Origin of the sequence: Lentzea sp. JNUCC 0626 (assembly GCF_043632865.1) — a bacterium.
In the GTDB taxonomy this organism is placed as follows: domain Bacteria; phylum Actinomycetota; class Actinomycetes; order Mycobacteriales; family Pseudonocardiaceae; genus Lentzea.
Map to the genome: position 1 here is coordinate 2,254,208 of NZ_CP171635.1, position 13,588 is coordinate 2,267,795.

Consider the following 13,588-nt stretch of genomic DNA (forward strand, 5'->3'; position numbering starts at 1 on the left):
AGCGCGGAATGGCCCACGAAATCCGTGCGAGAGCGGCCCAAGGACCGGGCCGCGCGGCACCTAGAGTTCGAGGGGATGACCGCAGATCGATCGTGGCTGGACGACGTGCGCCCGCACGCGGTGACCGAGCCCGCCGGCAGGCCCGAGTTGCTCGAAGAGGTGGCGAGCGTCATCGGCGACGACCTCGTCCGGTGGGGTGTGGCGTTGCGCGCGGACGAGTTCGACGACGCCCGCGTCGCCGAGGCCGTGGTGCTCAGCGCGTTGCTGGCGGTGCGGACGGGCGAGGTGGTCAGCGAGCGCCTCACCGCGGAGGCCGACCTCGCCACGAAGACCGCCGTCGCGCGCGGGATGGCCGTCGAGACGATCGTGCAGGCCGTGCAACGCACCTACGCCGTCGTCGCCCGCGAACTCGCCTCCCGGGCCACCGGGCCGCAGGCGCACCAGTTGATGGCCGACCTGTTCCGCGGGCTCGACCACCTGTCGACCACGTTGATCGCCCAGTTCGCCGCCGAACGGGAACGCTGGGTGCGCAGCGCGGCGTTCGCCCGGCGCGAGTTGGTCGAGTCGGTGCTCGACGGCGGCACCGGCCGGCTGGGCTACGACCTGACGCGACACCACCTCGCGCTCGTCGTCCGGTCCGCGGAGCACTCGACGCGGGAACTCGAAACGACGGCCGCCGAGGTCCTCGCCGCGGCCGGCTGCACGGCCCGGCTGCTGGTGGTCGCGGGGCCCGCGACGTTGTGGGCGTGGGGATCGCGCACCGCGCCGGCACTCAAGGAACTCCCGCACACACCGGGCATCCACGTGGCCGCCGGGTTGCCGGGCGAGGGCGTGGAGGGGTTCCGTGCGAGTCACCGGCAGGCCGTCAAGGCGCTGGAACTGGCGCGGCTCGCCCAGCGCCCGCCCGGCCTGCACACCTACGAGGACCTGGCGGTCGCCGCGCTCGCCGCCGAGAACCTCGACGCCACGGCGGAGTTCGTCCGCCACGAACTCGGCCCGCTCGCGGACGCGGCCAACGCCGACCTGCGGCACACCCTCAAGGCCTACCTCGACCACGACCGGGGGCTGTCCGCGGCGGCGGCCGACCTGCACGTCGCCAAGAACACCGTGCTGTACCGGGTGCGCAAGGCCGAGCACCTCCTCGACCGCACCGTCCGGACCGAACGGCTGCGGCTGCACGTCGCGTTGCACCTGGCCGACGCGCTCGGACCGGCGGTGCTGCGGTGAGCACCGAGTTCGACCGGGCGCGGCTGTTCGGCATCGCCTACCGCGTGCTCGGCAGCGCGGCCGACGCCGAGGACGTCGTGCAGGACACCTGGCTGCGGCTCCACCGCACCGATCCCGCGTCCATCACCAACCCCGGCGCGTTCCTCGCGACCACCGCGACCAGGCTCGCGATCAACGCCGCCACCTCGGCCAGGGCGCGCCGCGAGGTCTACGTCGGACCATGGCTGCCCGAGCCGGTGAGCACCGAGGACGACCCCGCGCTCGGTGCCGAACGGGCCGAGGCGCTCGACCTCGCCCTGCTGTTGCTGATGGAGCGGCTCACCCCGAAGGAACGGGCCGCGTACGTGCTGCGCGAGGCGTTCGACTACCCGTTCCGGCAGATCGCCGAGATCCTGGAGACCTCCGAACCGCACGCGCGCCAACTGGCCAAGCGCGCCCGCGACCGGATCACCGACGAACGCCGCCGCCCGGTCGACGCGGCCGAGCACCGGCGGCTGCTGCGGGCGTTCCTCGACGCGGCCCGGTCCGGTGACGTCGCGGCTCTGGAGAACCTGCTGGCCGACGACGCGGTCTCGTACTCCGACGGCGGCGGACTCGTGCGGGCGGCGCGGGCCCCGGTGTGCGGGCGAAGTCGGGTCGCCCGTTTCCTCGCCGGAGTCGTGCGGAAGTTCCACGGTGGCACGGAAACCACGCTGATCGAGGTGAACGGCCGCCCGGCGGTGCTCGTCAGCCGGGACGGCCGTCCTGTCTCGCTCGCCGCGATCGACGCGACGACGGCGGGCATCGCGCGGGTGCTGATGGTCGTCAACCCGCACAAGCTCACCCGGCTGTCACGCTGACCCGAGGCTCTCCCGCCACGTCGTCCACCGCGGCCGCCACCCCAGCGCACGGGCGAACGTGTTGTCCGCACCGCGAGCCCACGGCGTGCGCGGAAGGTCCGATGTGGACGGTGCGGGCGCCCCGGCCCGTGCGCAGAACACCGGCAGCCAGTCGTGGCCTGAAGCCGGTTCGTCGTCGCACACGTTGACCACTCCGGACGGCCAGTCCAGCGCTGCCACACCGGCGCTCGCCGCGTCGTCGACGTGCACGAAACTGGTCACGTCGGCGGTGGCCGGCAGGTGCCCGCCCAGTGCGGCCGCGACCATCATCCCGCCGGGCGCGTACCAGGTGTCGGGCCCGTAGAGCAGGCCGTAGCGCAGCACGACCCACTCCGGAAGTTCCTGCACCGCCGACTCCAACGCGGCGATGCCCGCCACCGTGTCGTGTCGTTCCCCCTCGGCCACCGGGTCCAGCGGCACGGTCTCGGCGGCGGGCGCGTCACCGGGTTCGTAGGCCCACGCGATGCTCTGCGCGACGATCCGCCGCACGCCCGCGGCCAGTCCCGCGTCGACCAGGTTGCGCGTGCCGACCGTCCGCACGCGGGAGTTCGCCGCCCGGTCGCCGCCGCGCAGGTCCGTCAGCTGGTGCACGAGGACGTCCGGCTGGGCGGCCCGCACGAGTTCGGCGAGGTGTTCCGCGTCGAACACGTCTCCTAGCACCGCCTCCGCGCCTACCGCCTTCAGCCGCGTCGCCTCGTCCTCGCTTCGGGTCAGGGCGACGACCTCGTGTCCCTGCTCCAGCAACGCCCTGGTCACGCGCCTGCCGATCACGCCAGTGGCGCCGGCCGCGAACATACGCATCTGTTCCACGTCGTACAGACCACGTAGGCCCTCGGTTTCGTGACAGTCGCTCTGTCACGAATCAGGTCGCCCGCTCGGTCCTTATGTCATGAACGGCGTCGATCTGCATCTGGAAGTCCGGGGACCGCGCGTGCTGGCGGGGCTGACCGAGGCCCTGCGCGAGGCGGTGCGCACCGGACGGCTCGCGCCCGGCAGCAAGCTGCCGTCGAGCCGCACCCTCGCCACCGACCTGGGCCTGGCCCGCAACACCGTCGTCGCCGCCTACGGGTCGTTGATCGACGAGGGCTGGCTGACCGCACGTCCCGGCGCGGGCACCGTGGTCGCCCGCCGCACCCCGCCGCCGACCACGCCACGACCCCTGCCCGCGCAGGAAGTCCAGCCGCTGCACGACCTGCGGCCGGGCCGTCCGGACACGTCGTCGTTCCCGAGAGCCGACTGGTCCCGCGCCACCCGCCGCGCCCTGGAGCAGGCACCGCACGAGGTGTTCACGTACTCCTCGCCGTTCGGCCGGATCGAACTGCGCCGTGCCCTCGCCGACTACCTCGCGCGGGCTCGCGGCGTGTACGCCGACCCGAGCCGGATCCTGGTCTGCTCGGGCGCGTCGCACGGCTTGTCGTTGCTGGCCACCGCGTTGCGCGCCCGCCAGGTCCACCGCATCGCCGTGGAGAGCTACGGCATGCCGATGCTGCGCGACCGGTTCACCGCCGCCGGACTGCGCACGGTGGCCGTGCCGGTCGACGCCGACGGCGCCCGGATCGGCCGGCTGCCCGGCGTGGGAGCGCTCCTACTGACGCCCGCGCACCAGTTCCCGACCGGAGCCCCGCTGCATCCGGCCCGCCGCGCCGCCGTGGTCGACTGGGCGCGGCAGACCGGCGGCATGATCGTCGAGGACGACTACGACGGCGAGTTCCGCTACGACCGCAAACCCGTGGGAGCGTTGCAGGGCCTCAGTCCCGAGCACGTCGTGTACCTCGGCACGGCGAGCAAGACCGTCGCTCCCGGCCTGCGCCTCGGGTGGATGGTGCTGCCGGACGCCCTCGCCGATGACGTGGCGCGGGCGTTGGGCGGCGTGTCCCAGACCAGCGCGCTGGACCAGCTGGTGCTCGCCGAACTGCTCGACTCCGGTGCCTACGACCGGCACGTGCGCGCGATGCGAGCCCAGTACCGGCAACGCCGTGACGACCTGACTTCTGCGTTGCCCGGCCGGGTGCACGGGATCTCCGCCGGGCTGCACGCGCTCGTCGAACTGCCTCGTGGCACGGAAAACGCCGTGCTGCGCGAGGCTGCGGCGCAGAAACTCGCGCTGCTGGGCCTGGACTGGTTCCGGCACCCGGCCACCGAGCCGGAGCGGGACGCCGTCGTCGTGGGGTTCGCGACGCCGTCCCGCAGCGGGTGGCCCGCCGCCCTGGCCGCACTGACCCGCGTGCTGGCCTGAGGCTCAGCGCTTGGTGCGGTCCGGGATCACCAGGATCACCGACAGCACTACGAGCAGGCTCAGCAGCACGACGTTGAGCACCTGGTCGCGTGGCTCGTACATGTGCAGCATCGTCAGGTGGTAGATGAAGTGCAGCGTGTTGAACACCAGCAGCGGGGCGCCCGCGAGCGGCACCACGGCCTGCTTCTTGGCGTACAGCAACGCCATCACGCTCAGCGCGGTGAACGCGAGGTACGCCGCGCCGACGTCCTTGGCGAAGTGCTCGTTGTACGGACCGAGTTGCGGCAGCCAGCGCAGGCCGAGGCCGGGGAACGTGTCGAACCAGGTCTTCGGCGCGAAGTACGCGAAGAACCCCACGTACGCCGACGTGAGCGCGATGAAGGCGAGGCTGATCCGGTCGAGCAGGAGTTTCACGTGACGGTCCTTCGTCGGTGTTACGGGGCTTCAGGTTGCCGGTACTCCGGCCATCCCGCCTGCGGACCTGCCTGGCTGAGCAGGGCCTGCGGGTCGTCCACGGGTGGGTAGATCCACTGCTGGTTGATGGTCTGCTTGAGGTCCTTGGCGACGTGCTCGGTCATCTGCACCTCGCGGTCCCAGCCGGACGTCACGACCGCACCGGCCGGGCCGAGCGCCAGGCACGTCACGTAGGAGGCCGGTTCGAACCGGACCAGGTCCTCGTCCAGGAGGTCCGCGGCGACGTTGTGGCCCGCGAACTTGCCTTGGGGCAAGGCGTGCTGGCAGCTCTGCATCACCACGCGGCCCTCGGCCGGGGAGAGCGCGGCCGCCGTGTCGCCCGCCGCGTAGACGTCCGGCACGCCGCGCACGCGCAGGTACTCGTCCACGTCGAGGCGGCCGAGGTGGTCGCGGGGTGCCGGGACGAACGACGTGAGCGGGCTCGCCGCCATGCCCGCCGTCCACACAACGGTGTGCGCGGCGATGTCCGTGCCGTCGGCCAACGTCACGCCCTCGCGGGTGACCTCGGTGACGCTCGTGCCCAGCCTGACCTCGACGGAGAGCTTGGCGAGCGCCTTCTCGATCGCCGGGCGCGGACCGGGGCCGAGTTCCGGGCCCACCTCGCCCTGCCGTTCGACCAGCACGACCCTGACCTGCTCCGCCGAGGTGAGCTTCTGCAGGCGGCCCACCAGTTCCGTGGCGATCTCCAGCCCGGTGAAGCCCGCTCCGACGACCACGGCGGTGAACCGGCCGTCGCCCTCGCGCTGCGGCAACCGCCGCAGGTGCGCTTCGAGGGTGGCGGCACCTGTCATCGTGTCGATGTCGAAGAGGTGTTCGGCGCCGGGCAACGACGGCCGCACGACCTGGCTGCCCGAGGCCAGCACCAGCCTGTCGTAAGGGATCTCGTCGGTGGTGCCGTCGCGCCGGACCGCCGTGACGGTGCGGGCGGCGGTGTCGATGCCGGTGACCGTACCGGAGAGCCGGCGCACCCCGATGGGGCCGAGCACGCGGTCGAGCGGCACGCGCATGCGGTCCGGGTCGGCCTCGTAGAGCCGAGGCCTGATCACCATGTCGTCGCCCGCGCTGATCAGCGTGACCCGGAGGTCCTCTTCGGACAGTCCGCGCTCCCCGCGCAGCTTGGCGGCGCTGGCCGCACTCCAGACGCCGGCGAAACCGCCACCCACAATCAGGATACTGGACATCCAGGTTCTCCTAGGTCGTCACGAACCGGTGCTGACAGGGCGAAGGTAGGGAACCTGGACATTGAGTGTCAAGGTTCGAGGCCTCAGCCGACGGGGTGAACCGATGCGGAACGCGCGGGCGTCACCGCGATCAGCAGCGCCCCGCCCAGCAGCACCACGACGGCGTTCGACGCCACCGCCGCGAGCCCGACCGTGGCCGTCATCGACACCAGGAACACCACCAGCAACGCCGCCGCGGCCATCCCGGCGTACGCGCGCGCCCAGCCGGACACCAGCCACATGACCAGCACGATCTCGGCGACCGTGGCACCGGCCGCCGAGATCTCCACCAGCCAGCCGGGCGCCCACGGCATGAGCTCGCCGGTGTAGCCGACGAACGCCGCCCAGTCGCCCCAGACCACCCCCGCCGCACCGGGCTCGCCGAGGAGCCCGAACCGATCGGCGACCGCGCCCGCGAACAGCACCGCGAGCAGCACGGCCGTGACCCAGCCGGCGACCACTTTCAGCTTGTCCCCCAACGCCAACACGCACCCCGCCAGCACCACGATGCTCGCCGCCACCACCAGCGGGATCGCCCCCGGCACCACCCCGGCCAGGGCGTACCCGACCTGCAGTACCAACCCCGCCCCGACCACCACAAGACCGCTCGTGCGCATACCCGGCAGTGAATCCGCCCAGCGTCCATCACCGCTTGCGCTGGGAGCACAGAGATCACGCCCGAGTTGCTCCGCCGGCGCAGCTACCGCTCGACGGCGTCCATCACCGTGTCGGCGTACAGGGCACTTGTCATCCATGCACCGTAGTGACAGACGAAAGCCGGGGTGCCACGGTGGAGTGATGGGGATGTCCGGGGAACGGACCGTGACGAGGCTCCGCGCGAAGGCGACCACCGAACACCAGCGGTTCGAGGCCGCGGTCCGCGCACAGGACCTGCGCGAAGCGTTGCGGCACAGCGAACTGCTCGAGAAGACGATCACCGAACTCACCGAACGCGAGCCGGGGCAGGCGTTCCACCGATTCCAACTCGCGGGGGTCCAGTACAACCGAGCCACGGTCCTGGACGCGCTCGGACGCGGTGACGAGGCCGTCGCCGCCGCCCAAAGCGCCGTGCGGACGTACGCGGCGTTCGACCCGGCCTCCGGTGACCCCGCCGCCGTCGCACGGCAGTTGCGCGAGATGCGCACGGACGGGGTTGCTCCCGAGACCCTGATCCGTCACGCCGCCGACGCGGCCGCGCGACTCGCCCGCCTGCTCGCCAAGTACGAGAGTGACGTCGACCAGATCGCCACCCGACCCGCGAAGGCCAAGGCGCAACCGCCCCGCAGAAGGCCCGCCGCCCGTCCGCGTCCGGCGGGCAAACCCAACACCAGCCCGGAGCTCAAGGCGAACCAGCGGGCGCTCGAGCGGCTCGAACGCCAGGTGAGCCGTGATCCCACCGGCGTCGCCTGGAACGCCAACCAGCCCCTCCTCGCGCGCCTGCACTACGACGCGGCCGCCCTGCACTACAACATCGGCAACGGTCCCCAGGCCGTGGAGGCCGCGCGCACCGCCGAGTTCCTCTACACCGACATCGATCCGACGCACGGTGATCCGTCGCGGGTCGAGGCGACGGTCCAGCGGTACCGCCGCGAGCACCCGGGATCCGTGCAGGAGTTCGAGGAGCTGATCGGCAACGCGGCCAACGCGCGGTCGCAGCTCGCCTGGATGCTCGCCTGCCACCACGGCGGCAGAGAGGCCGCGGCCGTCGAACGCCTGGCCACCAACGCCGTCCGGACCTACGAGCAGCTCATCCTGGTCAGCCACCAGTACAGCCCCGTCGACCTGCGGCTGGTCCACGATCAGGTCACTCAGGCCTACGCCCTGCTGCGACGCTGACAATTTCCTCACAACTCCTTGGCAGCATGCGGGACATGACCGCACGCACCACCGTTCTCGCTGCCCTGTTCGCCCTGACGCTGACCTCGTGCGGTGCCGGTTCAGCGGCCACGACGACAACTCCGTCTTCCACCACCACAACCACAACAACAACGACCACGAAGGCCCCGTATCCCCCAGCGGTCGACTACGCGCCGTCCGTCCCCGAGCGCACCCGCAAGACCGCGGCCGGGCACCAGGTCAACGTGTGCGTGCCGGAAAGCCTGGACCCCAACGTCTTCACACTGACCACTTCGGACGGTGTGCGACTGTCCGGTTTGGAGCTCGGGTCCGGCGATCGCGGTGTCCTGTTGTCGCACGAGCAGGGCTACTACATGTGCTCGTGGCTCGCGTTCGGCCAGGAACTCGCGGCGGCCGGCTATCACGTCGTGCTGCTGGAGTACCGCAACCACGGCGCGTCGGAGAAGTCGGAGGACAACGACAACATCGATCGCGACACGCGGGCGGCGCTGGCGGCGTTGCACTCGTTCGGCGCGGACCGGGTGCTGCTGGCCGGAGCGTCGTGCGGCGGCACGGCCAGCGCGGTCACGGCGGCGGACGAACCGAAGCTCACCGGCCTGCTCATCCTGTCCTCACCCGCCCAGTGCGCGGGCATGGACGGCGAGGCGGCGGCCCGCAGGATCACCGCGCCGTCGTTCTTCGCGGTGTCGCCGGAGGACTACAGCGGCAACATGATCACGCACACGCGCCGCCTGTACGAGGCGGCGGGCTCGGCCGACAAGCACCTGGAGATCATCCCCGGGGGTCGCCACGGCACGGACATGCTGCGCGAGGACAACCCGGAGAAACTGCAGAAGCTGATCCGCGACTTCGTCGACTCCGCCTTCCGGCGCTGACCGGTGATCAACAGGTAGCGTGCGGGGCGTGGAACCTGTCGCGCTGCCGTTGGGACGCCCCCGTGAAGAGCGGGCCGATGCCGCACGCAACCGTGCGCACCTCATCGAGGTCGCGCGGGAGATGGTCGCCGAACTCGGCGCCGACAAGGTCACGATGGACGGTCTCGCCGACCGCGCCGGGCTCGGCAAGGGCACGGTGTTCCGCCGGTTCCGCACGCGGGCGGGCATCTTCCACGCGTTGCTGGACGAGGAGGAGATCCGGTTCCAGCAGGAGGTGATGAGCGGCCCGCCGCCGCTCGGGCCGGGAGCGCCGGCGTCCGAGCGGCTCGTCGCGTTCGGCCGGGCGCGGCTCGAGTTCCTGGTGCGGCACGTGGTCCTGGCGCGTGCATCGCTCGACCCCGGTCAGCCCGTGGTCGCGAACGAGAGCCCGTCGCTCTTCCACGTGCAGATGCTGCTGGCCGAGGCGTGCCCGGACGACGCGCTGAGCGGCACCCTGGCGTTGCAGCTCGTGGCGGCGCTGGAAGGGCCGATCCTGCTGTACCTCCAGTCGCAGGACGACGCGCCCGACCTGGACCACGTGGTGGAGAACCTGATCTCCAGCTGGCGGGTCCTGGTCGAGCGCGTCTGCGGCTAGACCTTCGTGCGGACGGTGAACCTGTCGATCGCGAGCGCGCCGGAGTCCAGGCGCAGGCCGAGGCCCGGTGCCCAGCCCGCGACCACGTCCGGGGCGACCGCCGCGCCGATCGGGGCAGACCTGAGCAAGGTCCACCGGTTCGCGTGCTGCTGCCAGCTGGTGAGCTGACCGTTCTCCAGCACGACGGCGAGCTTGTCGCCCGCGGCCCAGGTCAGCGTGGCGCAACACCCGCCGGTGGCCTCGTCACCCCGTCTGGTGCCGCCGACGGTCACGTCGACGCCGGACGCCTTGCCCGCGTTGTTGAACCAGGCCAGCGCGAAGTCGCGGTTCCCGGCGGTCTGGCCGAGGAACAGGCTGTCCTCCGGCGCCGATCCCGCGAACGCCTTGGGTTCCACGACGATCGCGGTGCCCTTCGCGCTGCCGGACACGGGTGCGGCCAGCACCGCGCCCGCCCTCGATCCCGCACTCGCCGTCAGCACGCCGTTCGCGACCTTCAGGGCCGGTGACGGCTCGCCGAACGGTCCGTCCACTCGGTACGAACCCAGCCGGTCCGAGTCGTAGGTGTCGTCCCAGACCACCGCGCCGTAGTCGGTGGGGTCGAAGACGGCCTGCGCCGACGTCAGCGCCGAGGTGGCCCCGGTGCTGCCGGAAGCCGTTGCCAGCAACCGGATCGGCGCGCGGTCACCGAGTTTCGTGGCCGGTGCGGTGATCCGCCAGCGCGTGACGAGACTGCGGCCCGGGTTGAGCGTCGCGGCGGTCGCCGGGGTGAGCGCGACCGCAGACCATCCGGGCGGCACGGCGAGCGTGGCCCGCACGCCGCGCAACGGTTGCTGTGCCTGCAAAGTCGTCGTGGTCTCGACCGTGCCGGAGCGAAGCGCGAGGTCGTCCGGGACCGTCGCGGTGAGACCGGCGACGGGTGCGCGCCACGACGAGAACGACGTGATCCCGACGGCTCCCCCGTCCGCGCGGCGCGGCGCAACCCGCACCCGGCTGGTGGTGACCGCGGGTTCCACGAGGACGCGGTTCACCTGGCGGGCCACCGGTTGCGCCGGGGTTCTGCGCTGGCCCGGCAGGTCGCGCCACTGAGAGCCGTCCCAGTGCTGGAGGTCGAACGTCGTCGGCCCGCGCACTCCCCCGCCGTCGTCGTAGAACATCAGGCGCAGGTCGGAGATCTGCGTCGGGGCGCCGAGGTCGACCTCCAGCCAGTCGGCGGCGTTCGGGCTGCCGTACGAAGTCCAGCGCGTGCCGGGGACGTCGAGGTGGAAGTCCTGGCCGTCGATCGCCTTGGTGGGCGGGTCGGCGCTGTAGCTGTAGGACGCGCGGGCCGTCGGGAAGCCGGTGCGGCTGACGTTGGAGAAGTCGTCGACCAGCTCCGGGGTGTCCGGGGTCGTGCGCGCCGGGACGGTCAGCTGGACTTTCGCGAGGGTCGGCTGAGAATGCGTGAGCCTGCCGTCGAGCCAGACCTTGAGCCCCGCGCCCTGGCCGTACTTGGAGCCGTCCCTGTCCCACAACACCGTGAGGTTGCGGCCGTGGTACGGCAGGTTCTCGACGGCGAAGTGGCTCCACGAGTCCGGGACCAGCGGCGAGAGCTGCAGCGAGTTGCCCAGTTGCGGACGGATGCCGAGCAGGCCGGACAGGACGTTGTCGTTGAACGTCGAGTGGTTGTAGTCCTCGCTGTGGCCCTTGCCGTCGTAGATCCAGCGGTTCTCGTCGGGGTGGTGGGCCTCCGCGACGTACGGCTCGCCGTTCTTGCGCTGGGTCAAGGCGTACCCGCGCAGCACCGACGCGAAGTCGTCGCGGTCGACGTAGGGCTGGCTCGGGTAGTCGATCAGCAGGTTCGCCATCGCCGTCAGCGTCTGACTGGTCGCGTACGGCCAGCTGGGACCGTTCCAGCGGCAGCAGCCGTTGAGCGCGTCCTTCATGAACCACGGGCTGCGCCGCTCGGCGGTCGTCGGCCCGTACGGTGCCGCGAAGCCCTGCGGGTCGGTGAGCTGCGCCCACGCCGCGCTGTTCGCCGCCGGGGGCATGTGGAAGTACCAGGGCACGAACCCGATGCTTTCGCGATCGGCGAGCTTCGTGCGGCCGGGGTTGTCGTCGCGCATGACGTGCTTGTAGAACTTGCCCGCGTCGTCCCAGAGCCAGCGTTCCTGGTTGGTCTTGAGCGCTTCGGCGGCCTGCTCGTACTGGCGGGCGCTGTTGGCGTCCCCACGTGCCCTGAACAGCTGCGCGATCGCCTGGGCGTCGCCGTACTGGTAGGCGTTGAGGGTGGGCCGGAAGCCGTCGCCGCCGTGGTACGGGTCGGGGCTCTGGTAGGAGCTGACGGTGTACTCCATGGCGTCCCACACCGGCGTCTGCCAGTAGAGACCCAGGTTCTGGTCGAACTGCGGCTGCCAGCGCTGCCACTGCCGGGTGAGCTCGGGCAGCCGGTCCGTGGCGAACTTCGACCGGCCGTCGACGGCGGCGCGCGCGGCCACGGCGTCGGCGGCCCAGAACGAGTACTGGTGGGCCCAGTCGGTGGTGTTCTTGTTGAGGAAGTCGGTGGCGGGCTTGGGCCCGGAGCCCGCGCCGCGCAGCCAGTAGTCGACGTAGTCGTCGAGGTAGCGGTGGTCGCGCAGCCAGCGGCCCTCGTAGACGTGGTGGCCCGCCGCGGCGACGATGCCGCCGTTCGGTGCGGAGTAGCCGACCGGGCCGAGGAACTCGGAGACGATCCAGCCGTCCTTCGGACCCGTGTACTTGAGCGCTTCCTTGTAGGTGCGCCAGCGGTAGTAGTAGGTGTCGCGGATTTCGCGATCGGGCAGGTCCACGAACGGGATGTTGGCCTCGTACCAGGCCGGTTCGGGGACGTTCCCGAGCAGGTCGGAGTGGTTGAGGAAGCTGGTGCCCGCGCCGACCGAGGGGTACAGGTCGGGTGCGGCCGCGCGGTTCGGTTGCCCCACCGCTGGCCATGCCGTCGAAATGGATAACGCCGCCACCACGAGCATCGTCACTGACACACGCATGACGCTCATTGAAGTGGGAGCGCTCTCAACGCGCAAGAGTCAACGCAGTCCGACATACCTCCACAGGATCACGAACATCACTCACCGTCGCGGCGGCCCGAGCCGCCGCGGCTGCGAACCTGGGGTCGCCCAGCACTCGCGCGACGGCGTACTTCAGGCCGTCCACAGTGGACGGCCGGACGATCAGCCCGCTCCCCTGCCGCGCCACCCGGCAGGCCATCTCCCACTGGTCACCGCCACCGGGCACGACCACCACCGGCACCGCGGCCCTGAGCGCCTTGACCAGCATCCCGTGGCCGCCACCGCACACCAGCACGGCGGACTGCCGCAGCAGTTCGTCCTGCTTGCCAGGCCCCGACCGCGCCCAGTCCGGCAGGGTCGCCGGTGGTGCGAACGTCGAGATCACCGCACGCACTTGGAGCTCCTCCAAGGCTTCCAGGGTCATCTCGGCCATGCCCTGCGCGCCGGTCCAGGCCGTCGACGGCGCCACCATCACCAGCGGCGCGTCCCCCGGTGGCGGCGTCAGCACGTCCCGGCTCGCCTCCCACAGCAACGGCCCGACGACGTGCGCGTCGCGGGGCCAGTCCGGGCGGGGCACCTCCAGCGCCGGGAGGGTCGCGATCAGCCGCGCGATCCGCCCGGTCTCCTGAGCCCCGAGACCGATGCGTTCCCGGACGACCGCGCGTTGCCGTTCGCCCTGCTTCAGCGACCTCGCGGTCAACGCTCGCAGCACCGCGTCACGCAGCCGGCCGCGCACGCCCGTTCCTGCCTCCAGCCCGCTGCCCATCGGCGGCAGCCACTTCGACGGTTCGTACAGCGGATGCGGCGAGAGCTGCGCCCACGGCACCCCGACGAGTTCGGCGGCCATGCTCGCGCCCAACGCCAGGACGTCGCAGACCACGAGGTCCGGTTCGAGCACGGCGAGCTGGGGCGCGAGCACCGTGGCGAGGTCCGCGGCCTGGTCGCAGAGGGCGAGCCCGAGGTCCGGCGCGTCCTTCAGATCCGCGAGCGAGAGGCCCACGACGTTCGACGCCGTGATGCCCTCCGCCCGCGCCGCCTCGACCCACCGGTCGCCGGTGAGCAGAATCGGGGTGTCGCCGGCTTCGGCGAACCGCAGGCACAACGCGATGGCCGGCACCACATGACCGGGATCGCCTCCGGAGACCACTACAACGCGCACGGCACAGA

12 protein-coding genes are annotated in these 13,588 nt (G+C 71.7%); 6 read left to right on the forward strand and 6 right to left on the reverse strand.

Annotated features, from left to right (window positions below; all coding sequences use genetic code 11):
* Positions 1–75: 75 nt before the first annotated feature.
* Both JNUCC0626_RS10050 and JNUCC0626_RS10055 read left to right on the forward strand, forming a co-directional pair.
* Positions 76–1,227 carry a PucR family transcriptional regulator gene (locus tag JNUCC0626_RS10050; RefSeq protein ID WP_394619417.1) on the forward strand — a complete coding sequence of 384 codons (1,152 nt, stop codon included), beginning with the start codon at positions 76–78 and terminating at the stop codon, positions 1,225–1,227.
* Positions 1,224–2,066: an RNA polymerase sigma-70 factor gene (locus JNUCC0626_RS10055; protein ID WP_394619418.1), complete on the forward strand. Its 843-nt coding sequence runs from the start codon at positions 1,224–1,226 to the stop codon at positions 2,064–2,066. The genes JNUCC0626_RS10050 and JNUCC0626_RS10055 overlap by 4 nt, the downstream gene beginning before the upstream one ends.
* On the opposite strand, the gene JNUCC0626_RS10060 is transcribed toward JNUCC0626_RS10055, so the two are convergent.
* Positions 2,058–2,906 carry an NAD-dependent epimerase/dehydratase family protein gene (locus JNUCC0626_RS10060; RefSeq protein ID WP_394622004.1) on the reverse strand — a complete coding sequence of 283 codons (849 nt, stop codon included), beginning with the start codon at positions 2,904–2,906 and terminating at the stop codon, positions 2,058–2,060. The genes JNUCC0626_RS10055 and JNUCC0626_RS10060 overlap by 9 nt on opposite strands.
* An 88-nt stretch (positions 2,907–2,994) precedes the next feature.
* Between JNUCC0626_RS10060 and JNUCC0626_RS10065 the strand changes: the two genes are divergently transcribed.
* Positions 2,995–4,341: a PLP-dependent aminotransferase family protein gene (locus tag JNUCC0626_RS10065; protein WP_394619419.1), complete on the forward strand. Its 1,347-nt coding sequence runs from the start codon at positions 2,995–2,997 to the stop codon at positions 4,339–4,341.
* 3 nt (positions 4,342–4,344) lie between these two features.
* On the opposite strand, the gene JNUCC0626_RS10070 is transcribed toward JNUCC0626_RS10065, so the two are convergent.
* The 3 genes from JNUCC0626_RS10070 to JNUCC0626_RS10080 all read right to left on the reverse strand — a co-directional run bounded on the left by JNUCC0626_RS10070 (position 4,345) and on the right by JNUCC0626_RS10080 (position 6,652).
* Entirely contained in the window at positions 4,345–4,755 is a 411-nt protein-coding gene (locus JNUCC0626_RS10070) for a hypothetical protein (RefSeq protein ID WP_394619420.1), read from the reverse strand.
* 20 nt (positions 4,756–4,775) lie between these two features.
* Entirely contained in the window at positions 4,776–5,996 is a 1,221-nt protein-coding gene (locus JNUCC0626_RS10075) for an NAD(P)/FAD-dependent oxidoreductase (RefSeq protein ID WP_394619421.1), read from the reverse strand.
* Between the two features lie 83 nt (positions 5,997–6,079).
* Positions 6,080–6,652, reverse strand: a complete 573-nt coding sequence (locus JNUCC0626_RS10080) for a hypothetical protein (protein WP_394619422.1) — start codon at positions 6,650–6,652, stop codon at positions 6,080–6,082.
* Positions 6,653–6,857: 205 nt separating this feature from the next.
* Between JNUCC0626_RS10080 and JNUCC0626_RS10085 the strand changes: the two genes are divergently transcribed.
* Genes JNUCC0626_RS10085 through JNUCC0626_RS10095 form a run of 3 tightly spaced genes read left to right on the forward strand, consistent with a single transcriptional unit; the run spans position 6,858 to position 9,401 of the window.
* Positions 6,858–7,871 carry a hypothetical protein gene (locus tag JNUCC0626_RS10085; protein WP_394619423.1) on the forward strand — a complete coding sequence of 338 codons (1,014 nt, stop codon included), beginning with the start codon at positions 6,858–6,860 and terminating at the stop codon, positions 7,869–7,871.
* 35 nt (positions 7,872–7,906) lie between these two features.
* A complete protein-coding gene (locus JNUCC0626_RS10090) occupies positions 7,907–8,767 on the forward strand; it encodes an alpha/beta hydrolase (protein WP_394619424.1) in 861 nt (286 codons plus the stop codon).
* A 28-nt stretch (positions 8,768–8,795) separates the two neighbouring features.
* On the forward strand, positions 8,796–9,401 hold the full coding sequence (locus tag JNUCC0626_RS10095) for a TetR/AcrR family transcriptional regulator (RefSeq protein ID WP_394619425.1): 606 nt from the start codon (positions 8,796–8,798) through the stop codon (positions 9,399–9,401).
* Here JNUCC0626_RS10095 and JNUCC0626_RS10100 read toward each other — a convergent pair.
* Both JNUCC0626_RS10100 and JNUCC0626_RS10105 read right to left on the reverse strand, forming a co-directional pair.
* On the reverse strand, positions 9,398–12,400 hold the full coding sequence (locus tag JNUCC0626_RS10100) for an MGH1-like glycoside hydrolase domain-containing protein (RefSeq protein ID WP_394619426.1): 3,003 nt from the start codon (positions 12,398–12,400) through the stop codon (positions 9,398–9,400). The genes JNUCC0626_RS10095 and JNUCC0626_RS10100 overlap by 4 nt on opposite strands.
* Before the next feature lie 25 nt (positions 12,401–12,425).
* Positions 12,426–13,580 (reverse strand): glycosyltransferase, encoded by a 1,155-nt coding sequence (locus tag JNUCC0626_RS10105; protein ID WP_394619427.1) that lies wholly within the window; start codon positions 13,578–13,580, stop codon positions 12,426–12,428.
* Positions 13,581–13,588 lie beyond the last annotated feature (8 nt).

Coding starts and splice junctions, on each gene's coding strand:
- JNUCC0626_RS10100 (WP_394619426.1), bottom strand. CDS start 12,400: ATGCGTGTGTCAGTGACGATGCTCGTGGTGGCGGCGTTATCCATTTCG.
- JNUCC0626_RS10075 (WP_394619421.1), bottom strand. CDS start 5,996: ATGTCCAGTATCCTGATTGTGGGTGGCGGTTTCGCCGGCGTCTGGAGT.
- JNUCC0626_RS10060 (WP_394622004.1), bottom strand. CDS start 2,906: ATGCGTATGTTCGCGGCCGGCGCCACTGGCGTGATCGGCAGGCGCGTG.
- JNUCC0626_RS10090 (WP_394619424.1), top strand. CDS start 7,907: ATGACCGCACGCACCACCGTTCTCGCTGCCCTGTTCGCCCTGACGCTG.
- JNUCC0626_RS10080 (WP_394619422.1), bottom strand. CDS start 6,652: ATGCGCACGAGCGGTCTTGTGGTGGTCGGGGCGGGGTTGGTACTGCAG.
- JNUCC0626_RS10065 (WP_394619419.1), top strand. CDS start 2,995: ATGAACGGCGTCGATCTGCATCTGGAAGTCCGGGGACCGCGCGTGCTG.
- JNUCC0626_RS10050 (WP_394619417.1), top strand. CDS start 76: ATGACCGCAGATCGATCGTGGCTGGACGACGTGCGCCCGCACGCGGTG.